At 62.9% G+C, this 21,600-nt stretch carries 22 protein-coding genes; 17 read left to right on the top strand and 5 right to left on the bottom strand.

Annotated elements, in window-relative coordinates; all coding sequences use genetic code 11:
- Positions 1-82 precede the first annotated feature (82 nt).
- The gene (locus tag KHO53_RS08525; RefSeq protein ID WP_100781783.1) at positions 83-1,123 is read right to left on the bottom strand and encodes a threonine aldolase family protein; all 1,041 of its coding nucleotides are present in this window, start codon (positions 1,121-1,123) and stop codon (positions 83-85) included.
- A 254-nt stretch (positions 1,124-1,377) separates the two neighbouring features.
- On the opposite strand from KHO53_RS08525, the gene glyA reads away from it, so the two are divergent.
- From glyA to fdhA, 7 genes are all read left to right on the top strand, one after another.
- Complete coding sequence (gene glyA, locus KHO53_RS08520) at positions 1,378-2,631, top strand: serine hydroxymethyltransferase (RefSeq protein ID WP_010221354.1); 1,254 nt, start codon at positions 1,378-1,380, stop codon at positions 2,629-2,631.
- Between the two features lie 20 nt (positions 2,632-2,651).
- On the top strand, positions 2,652-3,902 hold the full coding sequence (locus KHO53_RS08515; RefSeq protein ID WP_010221355.1) for a sarcosine oxidase subunit beta family protein: 1,251 nt from the start codon (positions 2,652-2,654) through the stop codon (positions 3,900-3,902).
- Positions 3,903-3,916: 14 nt separating this feature from the next.
- Positions 3,917-4,246 (top strand): sarcosine oxidase subunit delta, encoded by a 330-nt coding sequence (locus tag KHO53_RS08510; protein ID WP_010221356.1) that lies wholly within the window; start codon positions 3,917-3,919, stop codon positions 4,244-4,246.
- Positions 4,243-7,260: a sarcosine oxidase subunit alpha gene (locus KHO53_RS08505; RefSeq protein WP_159389261.1), complete on the top strand. Its 3,018-nt coding sequence runs from the start codon at positions 4,243-4,245 to the stop codon at positions 7,258-7,260. Before KHO53_RS08510 ends, KHO53_RS08505 begins: the two co-directional genes overlap by 4 nt.
- A gap of 137 nt (positions 7,261-7,397) precedes the next feature.
- The gene (locus KHO53_RS08500) at positions 7,398-8,030 is read left to right on the top strand and encodes a sarcosine oxidase subunit gamma (RefSeq protein ID WP_036995019.1); all 633 of its coding nucleotides are present in this window, start codon (positions 7,398-7,400) and stop codon (positions 8,028-8,030) included.
- Between the two features lie 11 nt (positions 8,031-8,041).
- On the top strand, positions 8,042-8,899 hold the full coding sequence (purU, locus tag KHO53_RS08495; protein WP_010221360.1) for a formyltetrahydrofolate deformylase: 858 nt from the start codon (positions 8,042-8,044) through the stop codon (positions 8,897-8,899).
- A gap of 177 nt (positions 8,900-9,076) precedes the next feature.
- Positions 9,077-10,276: a formaldehyde dehydrogenase, glutathione-independent gene (gene fdhA / locus KHO53_RS08490; RefSeq protein ID WP_010221361.1), complete on the top strand. Its 1,200-nt coding sequence runs from the start codon at positions 9,077-9,079 to the stop codon at positions 10,274-10,276.
- A 65-nt stretch (positions 10,277-10,341) separates the two neighbouring features.
- On the opposite strand, the gene KHO53_RS08485 is transcribed toward fdhA, so the two are convergent.
- On the bottom strand, positions 10,342-10,797 hold the full coding sequence (locus tag KHO53_RS08485; RefSeq protein WP_010221362.1) for an REP-associated tyrosine transposase: 456 nt from the start codon (positions 10,795-10,797) through the stop codon (positions 10,342-10,344).
- 478 nt (positions 10,798-11,275) lie between these two features.
- Between KHO53_RS08485 and KHO53_RS08480 the strand changes: the two genes are divergently transcribed.
- The 5 genes from KHO53_RS08480 to KHO53_RS08460 all read left to right on the top strand — a co-directional run bounded on the left by KHO53_RS08480 (position 11,276) and on the right by KHO53_RS08460 (position 14,775).
- Positions 11,276-11,581, top strand: coding sequence for a DUF3077 domain-containing protein (locus KHO53_RS08480; protein ID WP_010221363.1), 306 nt, complete (start codon positions 11,276-11,278; stop codon positions 11,579-11,581).
- A 173-nt stretch (positions 11,582-11,754) separates the two neighbouring features.
- A complete protein-coding gene (locus tag KHO53_RS08475; RefSeq protein WP_010221364.1) occupies positions 11,755-12,321 on the top strand; it encodes a DUF2780 domain-containing protein in 567 nt (188 codons plus the stop codon).
- A gap of 71 nt (positions 12,322-12,392) precedes the next feature.
- Complete coding sequence (locus KHO53_RS08470; protein WP_010221365.1) at positions 12,393-12,821, top strand: DUF350 domain-containing protein; 429 nt, start codon at positions 12,393-12,395, stop codon at positions 12,819-12,821.
- Positions 12,822-12,837: 16 nt separating this feature from the next.
- Positions 12,838-13,608 (top strand): DUF1190 domain-containing protein, encoded by a 771-nt coding sequence (locus tag KHO53_RS08465; protein WP_159389259.1) that lies wholly within the window; start codon positions 12,838-12,840, stop codon positions 13,606-13,608.
- Positions 13,609-13,617: 9 nt separating this feature from the next.
- Positions 13,618-14,775, top strand: a complete 1,158-nt coding sequence (locus KHO53_RS08460; protein ID WP_100783481.1) for a glutathionylspermidine synthase family protein — start codon at positions 13,618-13,620, stop codon at positions 14,773-14,775.
- On the opposite strand, the gene yihG is transcribed toward KHO53_RS08460, so the two are convergent.
- Positions 14,776-15,663, bottom strand: a complete 888-nt coding sequence (yihG, locus tag KHO53_RS08455) for a 1-acylglycerol-3-phosphate O-acyltransferase, YihG family (protein ID WP_010221368.1) — start codon at positions 15,661-15,663, stop codon at positions 14,776-14,778.
- 180 nt (positions 15,664-15,843) lie between these two features.
- Here yihG and rloA2 point away from each other — a divergent pair, with 180 nt between their 5' ends.
- The 5 genes from rloA2 (at position 15,844) to KHO53_RS08430 (ending at position 20,238) form a co-directional block, all read left to right on the top strand.
- A complete protein-coding gene (gene rloA2 / locus KHO53_RS08450; protein ID WP_010221369.1) occupies positions 15,844-16,347 on the top strand; it encodes a retropepsin-like aspartic peptidase RloA2 in 504 nt (167 codons plus the stop codon).
- Between the two features lie 111 nt (positions 16,348-16,458).
- On the top strand, positions 16,459-17,142 hold the full coding sequence (creB, locus tag KHO53_RS08445) for a two-component system response regulator CreB (RefSeq protein WP_010221370.1): 684 nt from the start codon (positions 16,459-16,461) through the stop codon (positions 17,140-17,142).
- Positions 17,142-18,575, top strand: coding sequence for a two-component system sensor histidine kinase CreC (gene creC, locus KHO53_RS08440; RefSeq protein WP_036995024.1), 1,434 nt, complete (start codon positions 17,142-17,144; stop codon positions 18,573-18,575). The genes creB and creC overlap by 1 nt, the downstream gene beginning before the upstream one ends.
- 95 nt (positions 18,576-18,670) lie before the next feature.
- Positions 18,671-20,005, top strand: coding sequence for a cell envelope integrity protein CreD (gene creD / locus KHO53_RS08435; protein ID WP_010221372.1), 1,335 nt, complete (start codon positions 18,671-18,673; stop codon positions 20,003-20,005).
- Positions 20,002-20,238: a hypothetical protein gene (locus KHO53_RS08430; RefSeq protein ID WP_148276784.1), complete on the top strand. Its 237-nt coding sequence runs from the start codon at positions 20,002-20,004 to the stop codon at positions 20,236-20,238. Before creD ends, KHO53_RS08430 begins: the two co-directional genes overlap by 4 nt.
- On the opposite strand, the gene KHO53_RS08425 is transcribed toward KHO53_RS08430, so the two are convergent.
- Positions 20,231-20,863, bottom strand: a complete 633-nt coding sequence (locus KHO53_RS08425) for a glutathione S-transferase (RefSeq protein WP_159389257.1) — start codon at positions 20,861-20,863, stop codon at positions 20,231-20,233. The genes KHO53_RS08430 and KHO53_RS08425 overlap by 8 nt on opposite strands.
- A 9-nt stretch (positions 20,864-20,872) precedes the next feature.
- Positions 20,873-21,538: a peptide-methionine (S)-S-oxide reductase MsrA gene (msrA, locus tag KHO53_RS08420; RefSeq protein WP_010221375.1), complete on the bottom strand. Its 666-nt coding sequence runs from the start codon at positions 21,536-21,538 to the stop codon at positions 20,873-20,875.
- Between the last annotated feature and the right edge of the window lie 62 nt (positions 21,539-21,600).

The following is a 21,600-nucleotide window of genomic DNA, read 5'->3' as shown; positions in this document are numbered from 1 at the left end:
ACTGGCCTGAAGATACTCACCTGACAAAAATACTAGTTCTGATGGACGGTAAACTGGGTGCTTGTACACCAAGGCCGAGAAATCAAGCCTTCATTGCTGCCCTGATATCCGCCGCCAGCTCACGTACCCGCGCTTCTTCGGTGTCCCACGAGCACATGAACCGCGCGCCACCGCTACCGATAAAGGTGTAGAAACGCCAGCCCTTGTTGCGCAAGGCTTCCAGCGCCGGTTCCGACATCTGCAGGAACACGCCGTTGGCCTCCACCGGGAACATCAGCTCAACCCCTGGCACATCGCGCACCAGCTCGCAGAGCAATTGCGCGCAGCGGTTGGCATGCACGCCATGGCGCAGCCAGGCGCCGTCTTCCAGCAGGCCGACCCAGGGCGCCGAGAGGAAGCGCATCTTCGATGCCAGTTGCCCAGCCTGCTTGCAGCGGTAGTCGAAGTCTTCGGCCAGCTGGCGGTTGAAGAACAGGATCGCCTCGCCCACCGCCATGCCGTTCTTGGTGCCGCCAAAGCACAGCACATCGACCCCGGATTTCCAGGTCAGCTCAGCCGGCGTGCAGCCAAGGAATGCGCAGGCGTTGCTGAAGCGCGCGCCGTCCATGTGCAGGTTCAGGCCCAGTTCCTTGCAGGTGGCGCTGATCGCCTTGAGTTCGTGCGGGCGATAGACGCTACCGACCTCGGTGGCCTGGGTGATGGTCACCACGCGCGGTTTGGGGTAGTGGATGTCCTGGCGCTTGAGCGCCACTTCGCGGATCGAGTCGGGGGTCAGCTTGCCGGCTTCGCTGCGTGCGGTAAGCAGCTTGGAGCCGTTGGAGAAGAACTCCGGCGCACCGCATTCGTCGGTCTCGACGTGGGCGGTCTCCGAGCAGATCACGCTGTGATAGCTCTGGCACAGCGACGACAGCGCCAGCGAGTTGGCCGCGGTGCCGTTGAAGGCGAAGAACACTTCGCAGTCGGTTTCGAACAGTTTGCGGAAATACTCCGAGGCGCGTGCCGTCCATTGGTCGTCGCCGTAGGCGCGCTCATGGCCCTGGTTGGCTTTTTCCATGGCGGCCCAGGCTTCCGGGCAGATACCTGAGTAGTTGTCGCTGGCGAATTGCTGGCTTTGATCTGTCATGACACTTTCCTGTGAACGACGCAGGTGAGCACTCTAAACCAAGTTCCGGGTGGCCGCCTATCGCTGGCAAGCCAGCTCCCACAGTGACCGTGTGGGAGCTGGCTTGCCAGCGATGCAGGCGACATCGGCCCCCATGTCGTAAACGCACCTTTGCGTGGCGTCCGTAGGCATCTGGGCTGTCTGCGTCGGTCATACCATCGCTGAAAAGGGCAATTGCCCGACAAGAACCGATGCCGCTGCCGGGAGAAACTGCGATGTTCAGCAAGCAAGACCAGATCCAGGGTTACGACGATGCACTGCTGGCGGCGATCAATGCCGAAGAGCAACGCCAGGAAGATCACATCGAGTTGATCGCCTCGGAAAACTACACCAGCAAGCGTGTCATGCAGGCCCAGGGCAGCGGCCTGACCAATAAATACGCCGAAGGCTACCCGGGCAAGCGCTATTACGGCGGTTGCGAGCATGTGGATAAAGTCGAGCAACTGGCCATCGACCGCGCCAAGCAGTTGTTCGGCGCCGATTACGCCAACGTCCAGCCGCATTCCGGCTCCTCGGCCAACAGCGCCGTGTACCTGGCCCTGCTGCAGGCTGGCGACACCATTCTGGGCATGAGCCTGGCCCACGGCGGCCATCTGACCCACGGTGCCAAGGTGTCGTCCTCGGGCAAGCTGTACAACGCCGTGCAGTACGGCATCGACACCAGCACCGGGCTGATCGACTACGACGAAGTCGAGCGCCTGGCGGTGGAGCACAAGCCGAAGATGATCGTCGCCGGGTTCTCGGCCTACTCGAAAACCCTCGATTTCCCACGCTTTCGTCAGATTGCCGACAAAGTCGGTGCCTACCTGTTCGTCGACATGGCTCACGTTGCCGGTCTGGTGGCCGCTGGCCTGTACCCCAACCCGCTGCCGTACGCTGACGTGGTCACCACCACCACCCACAAGACCCTGCGCGGCCCGCGCGGCGGCCTGATCCTGGCGCGCAGCAACGAAGAGATCGAGAAAAAACTCAACGCCGCTGTATTCCCCGGCGCCCAGGGCGGCCCGCTGATGCACGTGATCGCTGCCAAGGCGGTGTGCTTCAAGGAAGCGCTGGAGCCTGGCTTCAAGACCTATCAGCAGCAAGTGATCGACAACGCCCAGGCCATGGCCGAGGTGTTCGTCAAGCGTGGCTATGACGTGGTCTCCGGCGGTACCGACAACCACCTGTTCCTGGTCAGCCTGATTCGCCAGGGCCTGACCGGTAAAGATGCCGACGCCGCCCTGGGCCGCGCCCACATCACCGTCAACAAGAACGCCGTGCCCAACGACCCACAGTCGCCGTTCGTCACCTCCGGCCTGCGGATCGGCACCCCGGCGGTCACCAGCCGCGGCTTCAAGGTCAGCCAGTGCGTGGAACTGGCCGGTTGGATCTGCGACATCCTCGATAACCTCGGTGATGCCGATGTCGAGGCCGATGTTGCGAAGAACGTGTCGGCACTCTGTGCAGATTTTCCGGTTTACCGCTGAGTGGTCCAGGAGTAAAGACTATGCAACGTTACTCAGGCTTCGGCCTCTTCAAGCACTCGCTCAGCCACCATGAAAACTGGCAGCGCATGTGGCGCACGCCCACCCCGAAAAAAGTCTACGACGTGGTCATCGTCGGTGGTGGCGGGCACGGCCTGGCCACCGCCTACTACCTGGCCAAGGAACATGGCATCACCAACGTGGCAGTGGTCGAGAAGGGCTGGCTGGGTGGCGGCAACACCGCGCGCAACACCACCATCGTCCGCTCCAACTACCTGTGGGACGAGTCGGCGCACCTGTATGAGCATGCGATGAAGCTCTGGGAAGGGCTGTCGCAGGACATCAACTACAACGTGATGTTCTCCCAGCGCGGTGTCTACAACCTGTGCCACACCTTGCAAGACATGCGTGATTCCGAGCGGCGGGTCAGTGCCAACCGTCTCAACGGTGTCGATGGCGAGCTGCTCAACGCCCGGCAGGTGGCCGAAGAGATCCCTTACCTGGACTGCTCGAAGAACACCCGCTACCCGATCATCGGTGCCACCGTGCAACGGCGTGGCGGCGTTGCCCGTCACGACGCCGTGGCCTGGGGCTTTGCCCGCGCCGCCGACGCCCTGGGCGTGGACCTGATCCAGCAAACCGAAGTGATCGGCTTTCGCAAGGAAAACGGCGTGGTCATCGGGGTCGAGACCAACAAGGGCTTTATCGGCGCCAAGCGTGTTGGCGTGGTCACGGCCGGTAACTCCGGACACATGGCCAAGCTCGCCGGCTTCCGCTTGCCGATCGAGTCGCATCCGCTGCAGGCACTGGTGTCCGAGCCGCTCAAGCCAATCATCGACAGCGTGATCATGTCCAACGCCGTGCATGGTTACATCAGCCAGTCGGACAAGGGCGACCTGGTCATCGGCGCCGGTATCGACGGCTGGGTCGGCTATGGCCAGCGCGGTTCGTACCCGGTGATCGAGCACACCCTGCAAGCCATCGTCGAAATGTTCCCGATCCTCTCGCGGGTACGCATGAACCGCCAGTGGGGCGGCATCGTCGACACCACGCCGGACGCCTGCCCGATCATCTCCAAGACCCCGGTGAAGAACATGTTCTTCAACTGCGGCTGGGGCACCGGCGGCTTCAAGGCCACCCCGGGCTCGGGCAACGTGTTTGCCGCAAGCCTGGCCAAGGGCGAAATGCACCCGCTGGCCAAACCCTTTTCCATTGACCGTTTCCACAACGGTGCACTGATCGACGAACACGGCGCCGCCGCTGTCGCCCACTAACAGGAGAAATCCCCATGTTGCATATCTTCTGTCCCCACTGCGGCGAGCTGCGCTCCGAAGAGGAGTTCCATGCCGCAGGCCAGGCGCACATTCCCCGGCCGCTGGACCCCAACGCCTGCTCCGACGAGGAGTGGGGCGACTACATGTTCTTCCGCGACAACCCCCGCGGCCTGCACCACGAGCTGTGGATTCACGCCGCCGGTTGCCGCCAGTACTTCAATGCCACGCGTGACACGCTGACCTACGAAATTCTGGAAACCTATCCGATCGGCGCCACGCCGCAGGTCACCGGCAAAAGCACCAGCCCGCAGTTGGCAGTCAGTGGTCAGGGAGAAAAGGTATGAGCCAGGTCTATCGCCTGTCCAATGGTGGTCGCATCGACCGCAGCAAGGTTTTGAACTTCACCTTCAACGGCCAGACCTACCAGGGTTTTGCCGGTGACACCCTGGCCGCGGCACTGCTGGCCAACGGCGTCGACATCGTCGGGCGCAGCTTCAAGTACTCGCGCCCCCGCGGGATCATCGCCGCAGGCTCCGAAGAGCCCAACGCCATCCTGCAGATCGGCGCCACCGAAGCCACCCAGGTGCCCAACGTGCGCGCCACCCAGCAGGCGCTGTACGCCGGCCTGGTCGCCACCAGCACCAACGGCTGGCCGAATGTGAACAACGACGTCATGGGCATTCTCGGCAAGGTCGGCGGCAAGCTGATGCCGCCGGGCTTCTACTACAAGACGTTCATGTACCCGCAGTCGTTCTGGATGACCTACGAGAAGTACATCCGCAAAGCCGCAGGCCTTGGCCGGGCGCCGCTGGAAAACGACCCGGACAGCTACGACTACATGAACCACCACTGCGACGTACTGGTGGTGGGCGCAGGCCCTGCCGGCCTGGCCGCAGCATTGGCCGCTGGCCGCAGCGGCGCGCGGGTGATCCTCGCCGATGAACAGGAAGAGTTCGGCGGCAGCCTGCTCGACAGCCGTGAAACCCTCGATGGCAAACCGGCCACCGACTGGGTCGCGGCAGTCGTGGCCGAGCTCAAGGAATTGCCGGAAGTCACCCTGTTGCCACGGGCGACGGTCAACGGCTACCACGACCACAACTTCCTCACCATTCACGAGCGTCTGACTGACCACCTCGGTGATCACGCGCCGATCGGCCAGGTGCGTCAGCGCATGCACCGGGTACGCGCCAAGCGTGTGGTGCTGGCGACCGGCGCCCATGAGCGGCCGCTGGTGTATGGCAACAACGATGTGCCGGGCAACATGCTTGCCGGTGCGGTATCGACCTACGTGCGCCGTTACGGCGTGGCGCCGGGGCGCAAGCTGGTGCTGTCGACCAACAACGACCATGCCTATCGCGTGGCCCTGGACTGGCACGACGCCGGCCTGAAAGTGGTCGCCGTCGCCGATGCCCGCCACAACCCACGTGGTTCACTGGTAGAGGAGGCGCGGGCCAAAGGCATCCGCATCCTGACCTCCAGCGCGGTGATCGAGTCCCGTGGCAGCAAGCACGTCACCGCTGCCCGTGTGGCCGCCATCGACGTCAAAACCCATAAAGTCACCAGCCCCGGCGAGTGGCTGGACTGCGACCTGGTGGCGACCTCCGGCGGCTACAGCCCGGTGGTGCACCTGGCTTCGCACCTGGGCGGCAAGCCGATCTGGCGTGAAGACATCCTCGGTTTCGTGCCGGGTGAAGCGCCGCAGAAACGTGTGTGCGTGGGCGGCATCAACGGTGTGTTCGCCCTCGCCGACACCCTCGCCGATGGTTTTGAAGGCGGCGTGCGCGCCGCCACCGAAGCCGGCTTCAAGGCCGCGCTGGGGGTGATCCCGAAAGTCCTGGCGCGTCAGGAAGAGCCCACGGTGGCGCTGTTCCAAGTGCCCCACGACAAGAACACCGCACGGGCGCCGAAGCAGTTCGTCGACCAGCAGAACGACGTCACCGCCGCGGCCATCGAACTGGCCACCCGCGAAGGCTTCGAGTCGGTCGAGCACGTCAAGCGCTACACCGCCCTGGGCTTTGGTACCGACCAGGGCAAGCTCGGCAACATCAACGGCCTGGCGATTGCCGCCCGCTCCATGGGCATCACCATCCCGGAAATGGGCACCACCATGTTCCGCCCCAACTACACGCCGATCACCTTCGGTGCGGTGGCGGGCCGGCACTGTGGCCACCTGTTCGAGCCCGTGCGCTTTACCGCCCTGCATGCCTGGCATGTGAAGAACGGCGCCGAGTTCGAAGACGTTGGCCAGTGGAAGCGCCCGTGGTACTTCCCGCGCAACGGCGAAGACATTCATGCCGCCGTGGCCCGTGAATGCAAGGCGGTGCGTGACAGCGTCGGCCTCCTCGATGCCTCGACCCTGGGCAAGATCGACATCCAGGGTCCGGACGCGCGTGAATTCCTCAACCGCATCTACACCAACGCCTGGACCAAGCTCGACGTCGGCAAGGCCCGCTACGGCCTGATGTGCAAGGAAGACGGCATGGTCTTTGACGACGGCGTCACCGCCTGCGTCGGCGATAACCACTTCATCATGACCACTACCACCGGTGGCGCGGCGCGGGTGTTGCAGTGGCTGGAGATCTACCAGCAGACCGAATGGCCAGACTTGAAGGTGTACTTCACCTCGGTCACCGACCACTGGGCGACCCTGACCCTGTCGGGCCCCAACAGCCGCAAGCTGCTCAGCGAAGTGACCGATATCGACCTGGACAAGGACGCCTTCCCGTTCATGACCTGGAAGGAAGGCCTGGTCGGCGGTGTGCCGGCGCGGGTGTTCCGCATTTCGTTCACTGGCGAGCTGTCGTACGAAGTCAACGTCCAGGCCAACTACGCCATGGGCGTGCTGGAGAAGATCGTCGCTGCCGGCAAGCAATACAACTTGACTCCGTACGGCACCGAAACCATGCACGTACTGCGGGCCGAGAAGGGCTTCATCATCGTCGGCCAGGACACTGACGGCTCGATGACCCCGGACGACCTCAACATGGGCTGGTGTGTCGGCCGTACCAAACCGTTCTCGTGGATCGGCTGGCGCGGGATGAACCGCGAAGATTGCGTGCGCGAGAACCGCAAGCAACTGGTCGGGCTCAAGCCGGTCGACCCGAACACATGGCTGCCCGAAGGCGCGCAACTGGTGTTTGACCCGAAACAACCGATCCCGATGGACATGGTCGGTCACGTTACTTCCAGCTACGCCAGCAACTCCCTGGGGTATTCGTTCGCCATGGGCGTGGTCAAGGGCGGGCTCAAGCGCATCGGCGAGCGGGTCTACTCGCCCCAGGCCGATGGCAGCGTGATCGAGGCGGAGATCTGTTCTTCGGTGTTCTTCGATCCGAAGGGCGAGCGGCAGAACATCTAACGCAAGGTTGATGCAGTACCTGTGGGAGCGGGCTTGCCCGCGATACAAGGCGAAGCCTTGCGGGGCTCCCATCGCTGGCAAGCCAGCTCCCACAGGGATCGCGTTACCAGGTCCACAGAATTCAAGGCAGGTGTGTAATGAGCACGATCAACGTCTACCAGCAACGCCCCGGCAACGACGCCAAGGCTGAAACACCACTGCACCATGCCGACCTGCCCAGCCTGGTCGGCAAGGGCCGCAAGAACGCCGGGGTGACCCTGCGCGAGAAAAAACTCCTCGGCCACCTGACCATTCGTGGCGATGGCAAGGATCCGGCCTTCGCCGGCGGCGTGTTCAAGGCCCTGGGCCTGGAGCTGCCGGTGGCCCTGACCGTGGTCGCCAACGGCGAGACATCGCTGCAATGGCTGGGCCCGGATGAGTGGCTGCTGATCGTTCCCGGCGGCGAGGAATTTGCCGTCGAGCAAAAACTGCGCGATGCCCTCGATGGCCTGCACATTCAAATCGTCAACGTCAGCGGCGGGCAAACCCTGCTGGAACTGAGCGGCCCCAACGTGCGCGACGTGCTGATGAAATCCACCAGCTATGATGTCCATCCAAATAACTTCCCGGTGGGCAAGGCAGTCGGCACGGTGTTCGCCAAGTCGCAACTGGTGATCCGCCGTACCGGTGAAGAAACCTGGGAGCTGCTGATCCGCCGCAGTTTCTCCGATTACTGGTGGCTGTGGCTGCAGGACGCCTCTGCCGAGTATGGCCTGAGCATTCAGGCCTAAGGAGCAATGCCATGAGTCGTGCACCGGACACCTGGATTCTCACCGCCGACTGCCCGAGCTTGCTCGGAACGGTGGACGTGGTGACGCGCTACCTGTACGAGCAGCACTGCTACGTCACCGAGCATCATTCGTTCGATGACCGACTGTCCGGGCGCTTCTTCATTCGCGTGGAGTTCCGCCAGCCGGATGACTTCGACGAGGCCAGCTTTCGCGCAGGGCTTGCCGAGCGGGGCGATGCGTTCGGCATGCTGTTCGAGCTGACCGCACCCAAGCACCGGCCGAAAGTGGTGATCATGGTGTCCAAGGCCGATCACTGCCTCAACGACCTGCTCTATCGCCAGCGTATCGGCCAGTTGAGCATGGACGTGGTGGCGGTGATTTCCAACCACCCGGACCTCGAGCCCCTGGCCCACTGGCACCGTATTCCCTATTACCACTTTGCCCTCGAGCCTCATGACAAACCGGCGCAGGAGCGCAAGGTGCTGCAGGTGATCGAGGCGTCCGGCGCGGAGCTGGTGATCCTTGCCCGCTACATGCAGGTGCTGTCGCCAGAGCTGTGCCGCAAGCTCGACGGCTGGGCGATCAACATCCATCACTCGCTGCTGCCCGGCTTCAAGGGCGCCAAGCCGTATCACCAGGCCTACAACAAGGGCGTGAAACTGGTGGGCGCCACCGCGCACTACATCAACAACGACCTCGACGAAGGCCCGATCATCGCCCAGGGCGTCGAGGCGGTGGATCACAGCCATTATCCCGAAGACCTGATTGCCAAGGGCCGCGATATCGAGTGCCTGACCTTGGCGCGGGCGGTGGGGTATCACATTGAGCGGCGGGTTTTCCTCAACGCCAACAGAACGGTAGTGCTCTGACGGCCGCCATCGCTGGCAAGCCAGCTCCCACAGGTACTGCATACACCGGACCTGTGGGAGCTGGCTTGCCAGCGATGAGGCCCTCGAGTCGGAACAAAGATTCCAGTAACACAGCGCCGCCCCCGGGCAGCGCACTTTGCACCGCTACATAACAACAAACTTTAGCGAGGTAAAAGCATGTCTGGTAATCGTGGTGTGGTGTATCTCGGCGCTGGCAAGGTCGAGGTGCAGAAGATTGACTACCCGAAAATGCAGGACCCGCGCGGTCGCAAGATCGAGCACGGGGTGATTCTGCGGGTGGTCTCCACCAACATCTGTGGCTCCGACCAGCACATGGTCCGTGGCCGTACCACCGCCCAGGTCGGTCTGGTCCTGGGCCATGAAATTACCGGCGAGGTGATCGAGAAGGGCAGGGACGTCGAGCACCTGCAAATCGGTGACCTGGTGTCGGTGCCCTTCAACGTTGCCTGCGGCCGCTGCCGCTCGTGCAAAGAGCAACACACCGGCGTCTGCCTCACCGTCAACCCGGCCCGCGCCGGTGGCGCCTACGGCTATGTCGACATGGGTGACTGGACCGGTGGCCAGGCCGAGTACGTGCTGGTGCCGTACGCCGACTTCAACCTGCTGAAACTGCCGAACCGCGACAAGGCCATGGAGAAAATCCGCGATCTGACCTGCCTGTCGGACATCCTCCCCACCGGCTACCACGGTGCGGTGACTGCCGGCGTTGGCCCGGGCAGCTCGGTGTACATTGCCGGTGCCGGCCCGGTGGGCCTGGCTGCCGCTGCTTCGGCGCGCCTGTTGGGCGCTGCGGTGGTGATCGTCGGTGACGTCAATCCGGTACGCCTGGCGCATGCCAAGGCCCAGGGTTTCGAAATTGCCGACCTGTCCCAGGACACCCCGCTGCACGAGCAGATCGCCAACCTGCTGGGCGAGCCGGAAGTCGACTGCGCAGTCGATGCCGTGGGCTTCGAAGCCCGTGGTCACGGCCATGCCGGTGCCAAGCACGAAGCCCCGGCCACCGTGCTCAACTCGCTGATGGGCGTGGTGCGGGTGGCGGGCAAGATCGGTATTCCTGGCCTGTACGTCACCGAAGACCCGGGCGCGGTGGATGCCGCGGCGAAGATCGGTAGCCTGAGCATCCGCTTTGGTCTCGGCTGGGCCAAGTCGCACAGCTTCCACACCGGTCAAACGCCGGTGATGAAGTACAACCGCCAACTGATGCAGGCGATCATGTGGGACCGCATCAACATTGCCGAAGTGGTCGGTGTGCAGGTGATCAGCCTCGATCAGGCGCCTGAAGGCTATGGCGAGTTCGATGCCGGCGTGCCGAAGAAATTCGTCATCGATCCGCACAAGCTGTTCAGCGCCGCCTAAAAACATCGCGGGGCAAGCCCGCTCCCACTGTGCCTGTGGGAGCGGGCTTGCCCCGCGATAGGGTTTCACAGCCAAACCGCATCCCAATGCGGATAATCTCCCAGCCTCTTCACCAGCCCGGCCCGCAGCGGGTTGGCCACCACATAGCGCGCCACCGCGCATACATTCTCTTCCCGACGTAACCCATGATCATGGTACCCAGGCTGCCACAGCCTGCCTTGCAGTGTGCCGAGCTTGTACAGCGCACAGCGGCTGCGTGACTTGAAGCGGCGCATCAGGCAGGCCAAGGAGCCCTGCTGCAGTTCGATCAGCCAGTGCACGTGATCGGGCATCACCACCCAGGCCAAGGTGCGAGCGGCGCCTTCGAGTTGTGCCAGGTGAAACTGCCTGGGAATGCAGCGGGCGGCGTGGAAGTTGTCGAATATTAGCACTCGGTCGCGAGTGATGCTGGTCAGCAGGTACATACGGCCGGGTTCGGAGAAACGACCGCGGCGCAGGCGATGGGAAGCGGGACTGTCCATGTCTTGGCTCCTTGGTTGGTGAATATTCAAGGTAGATGCCGGACGGTGGCGACAGTGGACCCGATTGAATCCTGATGTTGCCAGGACCTTTGTGGGAGCGGGCTTGCCCCGCGATAGAGGTCTGTCAGTCACATCGCATCGCGGGGCAAGCCCGCTCCCACAAAGGTGGGTGGCGGTGTTACTTCTGGATGTTTCCAGGCTGGTTAATTTTGGTCCTAGGAAATAACCTACGCAGTCTGTCGATGCCGTTCTGATTGCCCTTGGAAACTCGGCCTTCTAGGCTCTCCCGATCGCTGTAGGTTCAGCGATCGGGTGTGGAAACCTGAACGGTATTGGTTGCAGTCGTTATGGCGGCTGTGCGCGGGAGACCTTCGGGTCTGCCGGGTTTTCCAATGCCTCGGTTTTCCACCCCGCGTACAGCTGCCACCTTTCGTGTGGAAACGAACGGTGCCAGCCTGACTCGCATTGGATACCGATCATGAAAAAACTTGTCCCAGATCCCCCAGCCTCTCTCTGCTCAACCCTCGAAAAACCTTTCGGCGACTGTGCCGCCGGTCACCCCCAACTCTTTTCTGTAAACGCCGGTATTGCCCCGCATGACGCGCTGGTACATATCGCGTTGTACCTGCGCTGCGCCTATGACACGGGGTACAAGGCTTTTGAAGGGGTTGATGAGTCAGCCAAGGGCTTTCTCTGGTCCACCTTGCACTCGGTGGAGATGGCCAAGGGCTTGGTAGAAGCCTTGCTGGATGCCCTGGAGAACCGGGAGCTGAACCAAATGTAGAACCACGGTGTGGGAGCGGCCGTGCGGCGACCCGACTTGCCCCGCGATAGAGGTCTGTCAGTCACATCGCATCGCGGGGCCAGCCCGCTGCCACCTGGTACAACGGAACAATCCCCCGCCCACAAGGTCCAATCTCTCGTTTTCCCTGCCTTAACGGCTGACGAGGTATTTCGATGAAACGTTTCGCACTGGTCACCCTGATGGCCCTGGCTGCCACTCCGGTTTTCGCAGGCTTCAGCCTCAATGACGCGGCCAACGTCTACAACGCCGCCACGGGCAACAAGGGCGACGCCGCCGTGCAGGCACCCGTCGCGTCGGCGAACCTGCTCAATACCCTCGGCAGCGAACTCAAAATCACCCCCGAACAAGCCATCGGCGGCACCGGCGCCCTGTTGGGCCTGGCCAGGAATCAGCTCAGCAGCGGCGATTACGAGCAGTTGAGCAAAGCCGTACCCGGCCTCGACCTGCTCTCCGGCGAGAAGGCCCTGGGCGGCCTGACTGGCTTGGGCGCGCTGCTGGGCAACAGCGACAAGTCCTCGGCCCTGAGCAATGCGCTGGGCAATGTCAAAGACACCAATGACCTGAACAACGCCTTCAGCGCACTGGGCATGGACACCGGCATGATCGGCCAGTTTGCCCCGCTGATCCTGCAGTACCTCGGCCAGCAAGGCGTCGGCGGCTCGCTGCTGCAGAGCCTGGGCAGCCTGTGGGGCAACGGTGCGAGCGTACCTTCCGTTTAAGGCAGGTATTTGCGCGGGCGGGGCGGTGTGCTATATGTCCCGCCCCGTTTTACAAGGAAGTGTGATTCGCAATGTTCATGGACGCCCTGAAGATGTCGTTGCCTGCCGACGCCGTGCTCGGTTTTGTGGTCTACATGCTCGGCGCCGCCGTGCTGTTCGCCCTCTACGCAATCATCTACACCCGCCTGACTCCCTACAATGAATTGCGCCTGATCCGCGAAGGCAACAATGCCGCGGCTATCGCCCTGGCCGGTGCCCTGATCGGCTTTGCGATTCCGGTGGCCAGCGCCATTTCCCATTCGATTTCCCTGCTCGACTTCCTGCTCTGGGCACTGATCGCCGCGGTGGTGCAGTTGCTGGCGTTCGTGGTGGTCAACCGCTGCGTCAAAGGCATGGCTGAACGGGTTGCCCGCCAGGAGACAGCCTCGGCCATTCTCCTGGCTGCGGTGTCGATCGGCATTGGCTTGCTCAACGCCGCCTGCATGACCCCCGCCGCCTGATCAGGGACGATCGACAATGAAACGCAGCAAAACCATTCGTCTGGTCGCCTTGGGCAGTCTGCCCCTGGTGCTGTCCGCCTGTGGCGACCGGCCAACCAGAATCATCAGCGAAACCAAGCGCTACCAGGACGTCGACTATTGCGTCATGGATGGCGTGCCGCGCCAGGTGTGCCAGCAAGCCTGGGTCGCCGCGCAGAACCACCATGCCGCCAACGTGCCGCGCTTTGTCACGGCCGAGGGCTGTGAAGCGGCCTATTTCAAGTGCGACTACCGGCGCTACGCCAACAACTACATCCCGCCGATGGAAGGCTTTGCCCTGACCACCGAACGCCAGGTGTATGCCGATGATGAGGATGAAGGCAGTAGTAGTTCATCGACCAACAGCTCCTCCTCGAGCGGTGGCTCTGGCGGCGGGCGTCGCTACTACGAGTACACCGATACCGACCCGCGTTACTCGTCCGAAGCGATCTATCACGAGCGGGACGGGCGCAACGCGTTCAAGGTCAGCACCCTGACCGAGCAGGTGGCCCGGCATAACTACTACACCGGCCTGGACACTTCGCACCCGGCCTCACAGCCGTTCAGCGAAGCCGCGCAGCATGCAGCATTGAGTGGCGGCGGGGGCACAGGGGCCAGCAGCGATCCGGCGCACGTGAGCGGCGCCCATCCAACGGTTATCCCCATGGCCCAGCCGAACAGGCTGATCGGCTCGGCGCGGCCGTTCGCGGTTGGCAGCCACAACGGCTTTGTCTCGCGCGCTTCGGGGCGTGGCGGCTTTGCGTCCTGAGGCCTGCCGATGAAGCGAGTATCCATCGCCCCGCGCCCGGACTGGCGTGCCACCGCCGAACACTTCGGCTTCAACTTCCACACCTTTGGCGACGAACCCTACTGGGACGAATCGGCTTATTACCAGTTCAGCCTGCGGCAGATCGAAGAGCACCTTGAGGAACCGACCCATGCGCTGCACGAGCTGTGCATGGCGCTGGTGGCCGAGGTGGTCGACAGTGAAGCGCTGCTCGAACGCCTGGCGATCCCCGCGCAGTATTTCGACCTGATCCGCCGCTCGTGGCGCGACGGCCATCCGCATTTCTATGGGCGCATGGACCTGTGCTACGACGGCAAGGGCCCGGCCAAGCTGCTGGAGGCCAACTACGACACGCCGACGTCACTGTACGAGGCCAGCTTCTTCCAGTACCTGTGGCTGGAGCAGCAGATGCAACGCGGCGCGCTGCCGGTCGATGCCGACCAGTTCAACAGCCTGGAAGAAAAACTCACCCAGGTGATGAGCGCCAATAGCTTTGCCACACCGTTTTACTTTGCCTCGGTAAAAGATTCGATCGAAGACCGCGGCACCGTCGAGTACCTGCGCGATATCGCCTTGGGCGCCGGGCTGGATGCGCGTCTGGTGGACATGGAAGACATCGGCCTGAGCCGTGGCGGGCGCTTTGTCGATGACGTTGGCGCGCCGATCCCCAGCCTGTTCAAGCTCTACCCCTGGGAAGATATCTTCCACGACCCGTACGGCCCGGCGATTGCCAACAGCGGCACCTTGTTCGTCGAGCCGCCGTGGAAGGCGATCCTCTCCAACAAGGGCATGCTGGCGCTGCTCTGGGAACGCCACCAGGGCCACCCGAACCTGCTGCCGGCGTTCATTGAGCAAACACCGGGCGCCGGTCTGGGCAAGGGCTGGGTGCGCAAACCCTTCTTCTCGCGCGAAGGCGCCAATATCCAGATCCACACCGGCAGTGGCCAGCATGTGATCGAGGACGGCCCGTATGGCGGCGGCCCGAGCATCCTCCAGCAGTTCCAGGCGCTGCCGCGCTTTGGCGACAGCTACACGGTGATCGGCAGCTGGGTGGTCGGCGATCTGCCGGCGGGCATTGGCATTCGCGAAGACAATTCGCTGATTACCAAGGACAGCAGCCGCTTTCTGCCCCACGCGATCATCGACTGATCAACCCAGCTCGGCGCGCAGGGCCTCGATGCGGGCGTCCTTGGCGTGCCAGAGCTGGTTGACCCAGTCCTGCACGGCCTGGCGCAAGGCCGGGTCGTTCTCGTAATCGCCGCTCCATAGTGCAGGGTCCAGCTCATGCACCTGGATGTCGATGATCACTTTCGCCAGGTTGCCACTGAGCAGGTCCCAGAACCCCGGAGCCTTGTCGCCGGGGTAGACGATGGTGACGTCGAGCAGGGCGTCGAGCTGTTCGCCCAGCGCCGCCAGCACGAAGGCCACGCCGCCGGCCTTGGGCTTGAGCAGATGCTTGAACGGTGAGTGCTGGGCGGCGCGCTTGGCTTCGCTGAAGCGTGTGCCTTCCAGGTAGTTGACCACGGTCACCGGTTGGCGCTTGAACAGCTCGCAGGCAGCCTTGGTGATCTCCAGGTCCTGGCCCTTGAGCTCGGGGTGTTGGTCGAGGAAGGCCTTGCTGTAGCGCTTCATGAACGGGTAGTCCAGCGCCCACCAGGCCAGGCCTAGCAGGGGGACCCAGATCAGCTCCTTTTTCAGGAAGAACTTGAAGAACGGAATGCGCCGGTTGAGCACCTGGATCAGCGCTGGGATATCCACCCAGCTCTGGTGGTTGCTGACTGCCAGGTAGGAGGTGTCGAGGCGTAGCTCGGCAGCGCCGCGCACGTCCCAGACCGTCGGGATGCACAGGCGGAAGATCAGTTTGTCGATCTCAGCCCAGGTTTCGGCGATCCACATCACCGCCCATGAGGCATAGTCGCGGTAGCGGCCGGGCAGGACCAGTTTGAGCAGGGCGAAGACCATCAGCGGGCCGATCAGGACCAGGGTGTTGAGCAGCAACAGCAAGGTCACAAGAATGCCCGTCAGCAAGCGGCGCATAAGAAAACTCTTATATTCAAGTAAGCGGTCGGCAATGATAAGCACCCCGTCGGCGTACGCCAAATGCTCTGGTCTGCTCCTGTCGGACAAATGTTTCACATTGTGTTGAATAAGCTATTGGCGCGAACCTATCCTGCCTTCGCAGTCTAAACACTGTCTTGTCTCAAGGAAGCGGATCCTGTGAAATCGGTACTTGCATTGCTGTCCCTGTTGGCTCTGCCGGTCATGGCCGCCGAGCCGACCCTGTACGGCCGCTACGAATACATCAAACTGCCGGAAGTCGGTGGCCAGACCTTCAAGGCCAAGATGGACACCGGCGCGCTGACGGCCTCGCTGTCGGCCAAGGACATCGAAACCTTCACCCGTGATGGTGAAGATTGGGTGCGCTTTCGTGTCGCAACCAAGGATGCCGACGGCAAGGTCTATGAACACAAGCTGGCGCGTATCAGCAAGATCAAGAATCGCGCCGATGAAGAGGAAGACGGCGAGGGCGCTGAAATCAGCAAGCGGCCGGTGGTTGACCTGGAGCTGTGCCTGGGGGACGTCAAGCGTACCGTCGAGGTCAACCTGACCGACCGCAGCAGCTTCAACTATCCGTTGCTGATCGGCGCCAAGGCGTTGCGCGAGTTCAAGGCGGCGGTGAACCCGGCGCGACGGTTTACGGCTGACAAACCGGACTGCTAAGCAACTCCAGCTGCAAGCTTTAAGCTACAAGCTGCAAGAAAAAGCGGTTCAGTGTAACTTCACGCGATCCGCTTCTTCTTGAAGCTTGTAGCTTGAGGCTTGCAGCTCCAGATGCCCCACATATTGATTGTCGAAGACGAAGCGGCCATCGCCGATACGCTGGTTTTTGCCCTGCAAGGCGACGGCCACAGCACCGAGTGGGTGACCCTCGGCAGTGCCGCGCTGGAGCAGCAACGCCAGCGCCCGGCCGATCTGATCATCCTCGACATCGGCCTGCCGGATATCAGCGGCTTCGAAACCTGCCGGCAACTGCGGCGCTTCAGCGAGGTGCCGGTGATGTTCCTCAGCGCCCGCGACGGCGAGATCGATCGGGTGGTAGGCCTGGAAATCGGTGCCGATGATTATGTGGTCAAGCCCTTCAGCCCTCGTGAAGTGGCGGCCCGGGTGCGGGCGATCCTCAAACGCATGGCGCCACGCGCCGAGCCGCCTGTCAGTGCCCCGGAGCTGTTCCAGGTCGATACCCTGCGCATGCAGATCCACTACCGCGGCCAAGCCCTGAGCCTGACCCGCCACGAATTTCGCCTGCTGCAAAGCCTGCTCGAACAACCTGAACGCGTTTTCAGCCGCGAGCAACTGCTTGATGCCGTCGGCGTTGCTGCCGATGCCGGCTATGAGCGCAGCATTGACAGCCATATCAAGAGCCTGCGCGCCAAGCTGCGCGGCGTGGCTGCCGACGCCGAGCCGATCCAGACTCACCGTGGCCTCGGCTACAGCTACAGCCCGAGTCACAGCTGATGCGCCTGGGGATCCGGATTTTTCTGGTGTATTTCCTGTTCGTCGGGCTGACCGGCTATTTCATTCTCAGCACCGTGCGCGAGCAGATTCGCCCCGGTGTGCGCCAGTCCACCGAAGAAACCCTGGTCGACACCGCCAACCTGCTGGCGGAAATCCTCCACGACGATGTCAAGGCTGGCACCCTCGGCCAGAGCCGCTTGCCGGTGCTGCTGCGCGCCTACGGCCAGCGTCAGCCCAAGGCTGATATCTGGGGCTTGTCGAAGAACCAGGTCAACCACCGCATTTACGTCACCGATGCCCAGGGCAAGGTGCTGCTCGACTCCGCCGGCGTGGCGGTGGGCGAGGATTATTCGCGCTGGAACGACGTCTACCTGACCTTGCGCGGCCAGTACGGCGCACGCTCGACCCGCAGCAACCCGGACGACCCGGAGTCGTCGGTGATGCACGTGGCGGCGCCGATCCTTGATGAAGGCAAGATCATTGGCGTGGTCACCGTGGCCAAGCCGAACAAGTCGCTGCAACCCTATATCGATCGCTCCGAACGGCGCCTGCTGTACCTCGGCCTGGGCCTGATCGGCCTTGGCCTGCTGGTGGGCGCGGCGCTGTCGTGGTGGTTGGCGCGCTCGTTGCGCCGGCTGACCCGTTACGCTCAGGCGGTGAGCGAAGGAGAGCGCACGGCGTTGCCCCATTACCGGGGCGGTGAGCTGTGGCAACTGGCGGCAGCGGTGGAGCGCATGCGCACCCAGCTTGAAGGCAAGGACTACGTCGAACGTTATGTGCACACCCTGACTCACGAGCTGAAAAGCCCGCTGGCGGCGATCCGCGGCGCTTCCGAGCTGCTTCAGGGGCCCATGAGCGATGAGCAGCGTCAGCGCTTTGCCGGCAATATCGAGAGCGAAAGTGCGCGCATGCAGCAGTTGATCGAGCGATTGCTCAACCTGGCCCAGGTCGAGCAGATGCGGGAGCTGGAAGAACAGCAGCAGGTGCCGCTGGCGGCGCTGGTCGACGAGCTGCTGCTGGCCCAGGGCGCGCGGATCGAAAGCGGCGAACTGCAGGTGCGTCAGCGTGTACCCGTCGCCGTGCGGTTGTTATGTGATCCCTTCCTGATGCGCCAGGCCATCGCCAACCTGCTGGACAACGCCCTGGATTTCACCCCGCCGGGCGGTTTGCTGGTGTTCGAGCTGGAGCATGCCGAGGGGCGCGTGGCCTTGAGCCTGTTCAACCAGGGCGAGGCGATTCCTGACTATGCCCTGGGCCGGCTAAGCGAGCGTTTCTACTCGCTGCCGCGACCGTTCAGCGGGCGCAAGAGCACCGGGCTGGGGCTTAACTTCGTCGAAGAGGTGATGCAACTGCATGGCGGCACGCTGGAAGTCGCCAACGTCGAGGAGGGTGTACGCGTGCGTTTGTGGCTGCCGGCCAGGCGCCTGGGCTGAAAACTTCACACAGTCTGCACACAGGCTCCATATAAGTCCGCAAGGGCTCCATTTCGTTTGCGCAGACTCTGCCCATCGAAACCGGAGTCCCGTTCATGAACCGCAAACTGAGTTACAAACTAGCCGTGATCGGCTTTCTGATCGTCCTGCTGCTGATCCCGTTGTTCATGATCGGCGGCCTGATCCAGGACCGTCAGTACCAGCGCGATCGCGTGGTCCGCGACATTGCCCAAAGCTCCAGCTTTGCCCAGCAGATCACCGGGCCGATGCTGGTGGTGCCGTACCGCAAGATCGAACGGCGCTGGAAGACCGAAGACGGCAAGAGCTTCCAGGAAATCAGCCAGGTCAACGGTCACTTGTATTTCCTGCCGGAAACCTTCGACCTCAACGCCAGCATCGACACCGAGTTGCGTTCGCGCGGTATCTACGAGGCGCGTCTGTTTCACGCCAACAGTCACATCAACGGCCATTTCGAGATCCCGGCCAACTGGGGCATTACCGAGGATTTTGATGATTACCGCTTCGAACCCGCGTTCCTGGTCGTCGGTATCAGCGACATCCGCGGCATCGAAAAAGGCCTGCAGCTGCAGCTCAACGATCAGCGCCTGGACTTTGCCGCCGGAACCAAGCTGGGCTGGATGAGCGGTGGCGTGCACGCCCTGTTGCCAGGTGTCGATGGCAAGGTCGCGAGCGTGCTCAACTACGCCTTCGACCTCAGCCTGCAAGGCACCGAACAGCTGCAGGTGTTGCCGGTGGGGCGTACGACCAGCGTGGCCATGGCCGCCAACTGGCCGCATCCGAGCTTTGACGGCAACTACCTGCCCGTCAGCCGCAAGATCGATGCCGGTGGTTTCTCGGCGCGCTGGCAGACCTCGTTCTTCTCCACCAACCTCGAAGACGCCCTGACCCAGTGCGTGGTCAACGAAAAGTGCGGTGCTTTCAACGAGCGTGCCTTCGGTGTCAGCTTCATCGACCCGGTGGACCAGTACCTCAAGAGCGAACGGGCAATCAAATATGCATTGCTGTTCATCGCCCTGACCTTTGCCGGCTTCTTCCTCTTCGAAGTGCTCAAGGGCCTGAGTGTGCACCCGATCCAGTACGGCCTGGTGGGCGTGGCCCTGGCGTTCTTCTACCTGCTGTTGCTGTCGTTGTCCGAGCACCTGGGCTTTGCCATGGCCTATGCCTTGTCGGCGGGCGGCTGTGTGTTGCTGATCGGCTTCTACCTGTGCCACGTGCTGCACAGCGTGTTGCGCGGCATGGGCTTTGCCCTGGGCCTGGCCATGCTCTACGGCATGCTCTACGGCCTGCTGACGGCCGAGGATTACGCCTTGCTGATGGGCTCGCTGCTGCTGTTCGCGCTGTTGGGGGTGTTCATGGTCCTGACCCGTCGCCTGGACTGGTATGGGGTTGGCCAGGTGAAGCTGTCGTGAGTGGCTTGCGCGAGGAGAGGGTATTGGGTGCAGTGCTGGCGACCCACATCGCCGGCCTGTGGACAGCAGAAGTGATTGTCGGCGCCGGCCTTGCCGGGGATGAGATTGCTGTGGTGTCTGGTAATGCGCGGCGCCTGCATCGCTGGCAAAGCCAGCTCCCACACAGTCAGCGGTACACCGATGCACTGTGGGAGCCGGCCTTGCCGGCGATGGCCCCTGGCAATGTCAGGTAGCCGAAGGATCGGTTGCCTGCATCGACTCACGCTGACTGACCTGCGCATACCACGCCGCCAGCTTGGGCTGTTGCTCACGCCAGCCGAAGTCCGGGAAGCGCAGGTCGAGGTAACCCAGGGCGCAGGCCACGCCGATGGCGGCGATGTCGAACACCGAGGCCAGTTCGGCGAAGTGTTCCTGCTCAAGGTTGCTCAGGCCACGACGGATCTTGTCCTGTTGCGCTTCGATCCAGGCGTCCCATTGTTTGTCCTTGGGCCGCAGGAAGGTCTCGTAGCGGGTCAGCACCGCGGCATCCATGATCGCATCGGCCAGCGATGCCAGGGTCAGGCGATGCCAACGCGGCCAGCCTTCACGGGGGATCAGCGGGTTGCCCACATGCTGCAGGTCGAGGTACTCGCAGATCACCCGGCTGTCGTGCAGCACGCTGCCGTCGGCCAGGCGCAGGGCCGGAATCTTGCCCGCCGGGTTGCCCTGGTTGAGTTCGGCCACCAGGTTGACCGGGGTGAGGTTGACAGTCTGCAGCGCCACCCGGTTGGTTTGCCCGGTTTCGTGCAGTACCACCATGACCTTGCGCACGAACGGCGAGGCCGGCGAATGGAACAGCGTCATGCTCGGTGCGGACATGTCGATCCCTCAGTTGCCTTGCAGGCTCGGTGGCAGGCAGACACCGGTACCACCGATGCCGCAGTAGCCTTCTGGGTTCTTGGCCAGGTACTGCTGGTGGTAGGCTTCGGCGAAGTACACGGTCGGCGCCTGGTCGATCTCGGTGGTGATTTCGCCGAAGCCGGCCTTGCTCAGTTCGGCCTGGTAGGCCTGCTTGCTGGCCAGTGCCTCGTCCAGTTGCTGGGGACTGGTGCAGTAGATCACCGAGCGGTACTGGGTGCCGACGTCGTTGCCCTGGCGCATGCCCTGGGTCGGGTTGTGCAGTTCCCAGAACATCGCCAGCAGCTCTTTGTAGCTGACCTTGTCCTTGTCGAACACCACCAGCACCACTTCGGTGTGGCCGGTCAGGCCCGAGCAGACTTCTTCGTAGGTCGGGTTGGGGGTGAAGCCGCCGGCATAGCCGACCACGGTGCTGACCACGCCTTCGCGCTGCCAGAAGCGCCGCTCGGCACCCCAGAAGCAACCCAGGCCAAAGATCGCGAAGTCGACGTTCTCGAAGAACGGGCCCAGCAACGGGGTGTCTTTGAAGACAAAGTGCTTTTCGGGCAGGACCATCGGCGTTTCACGGCCAGGCAGTGCCTGTTCGGCAGTGGGTAGGACGTTTTTATTCACCAGAATCTCCGAGCGCAGGACCATGATCGTTCCTCTGCTGATTGGGGGGGGGGCCCCCCCCCCCCCCCCCCCCGCCCCCCCCCCCC

Source organism: Pseudomonas sp. RC2C2, assembly GCF_018390435.1.
GTDB lineage: Bacteria > Pseudomonadota > Gammaproteobacteria > Pseudomonadales > Pseudomonadaceae > Aquipseudomonas > Aquipseudomonas donghuensis.
The sequence above is the reverse complement of the archived record's forward strand: the minus strand, read 5'-3'. Positions and strand labels throughout refer to the sequence as shown.

Coding starts and splice junctions, on each gene's coding strand:
- KHO53_RS08525 (WP_100781783.1), bottom strand. CDS start 1,123: ATGACAGATCAAAGCCAGCAATTCGCCAGCGACAACTACTCAGGTATC.
- glyA (WP_010221354.1), top strand. CDS start 1,378: ATGTTCAGCAAGCAAGACCAGATCCAGGGTTACGACGATGCACTGCTG.
- KHO53_RS08515 (WP_010221355.1), top strand. CDS start 2,652: ATGCAACGTTACTCAGGCTTCGGCCTCTTCAAGCACTCGCTCAGCCAC.
- KHO53_RS08510 (WP_010221356.1), top strand. CDS start 3,917: ATGTTGCATATCTTCTGTCCCCACTGCGGCGAGCTGCGCTCCGAAGAG.
- KHO53_RS08505 (WP_159389261.1), top strand. CDS start 4,243: ATGAGCCAGGTCTATCGCCTGTCCAATGGTGGTCGCATCGACCGCAGC.
- KHO53_RS08500 (WP_036995019.1), top strand. CDS start 7,398: ATGAGCACGATCAACGTCTACCAGCAACGCCCCGGCAACGACGCCAAG.
- purU (WP_010221360.1), top strand. CDS start 8,042: ATGAGTCGTGCACCGGACACCTGGATTCTCACCGCCGACTGCCCGAGC.
- fdhA (WP_010221361.1), top strand. CDS start 9,077: ATGTCTGGTAATCGTGGTGTGGTGTATCTCGGCGCTGGCAAGGTCGAG.
- KHO53_RS08485 (WP_010221362.1), bottom strand. CDS start 10,797: ATGGACAGTCCCGCTTCCCATCGCCTGCGCCGCGGTCGTTTCTCCGAA.
- KHO53_RS08480 (WP_010221363.1), top strand. CDS start 11,276: ATGAAAAAACTTGTCCCAGATCCCCCAGCCTCTCTCTGCTCAACCCTC.
- KHO53_RS08475 (WP_010221364.1), top strand. CDS start 11,755: ATGAAACGTTTCGCACTGGTCACCCTGATGGCCCTGGCTGCCACTCCG.
- KHO53_RS08470 (WP_010221365.1), top strand. CDS start 12,393: ATGTTCATGGACGCCCTGAAGATGTCGTTGCCTGCCGACGCCGTGCTC.
- KHO53_RS08465 (WP_159389259.1), top strand. CDS start 12,838: ATGAAACGCAGCAAAACCATTCGTCTGGTCGCCTTGGGCAGTCTGCCC.
- KHO53_RS08460 (WP_100783481.1), top strand. CDS start 13,618: ATGAAGCGAGTATCCATCGCCCCGCGCCCGGACTGGCGTGCCACCGCC.
- yihG (WP_010221368.1), bottom strand. CDS start 15,663: ATGCGCCGCTTGCTGACGGGCATTCTTGTGACCTTGCTGTTGCTGCTC.
- creB (WP_010221370.1), top strand. CDS start 16,459: ATGCCCCACATATTGATTGTCGAAGACGAAGCGGCCATCGCCGATACG.
- creC (WP_036995024.1), top strand. CDS start 17,142: ATGCGCCTGGGGATCCGGATTTTTCTGGTGTATTTCCTGTTCGTCGGG.
- creD (WP_010221372.1), top strand. CDS start 18,671: ATGAACCGCAAACTGAGTTACAAACTAGCCGTGATCGGCTTTCTGATC.
- KHO53_RS08425 (WP_159389257.1), bottom strand. CDS start 20,863: ATGTCCGCACCGAGCATGACGCTGTTCCATTCGCCGGCCTCGCCGTTC.
- msrA (WP_010221375.1), bottom strand. CDS start 21,538: ATGGTCCTGCGCTCGGAGATTCTGGTGAATAAAAACGTCCTACCCACT.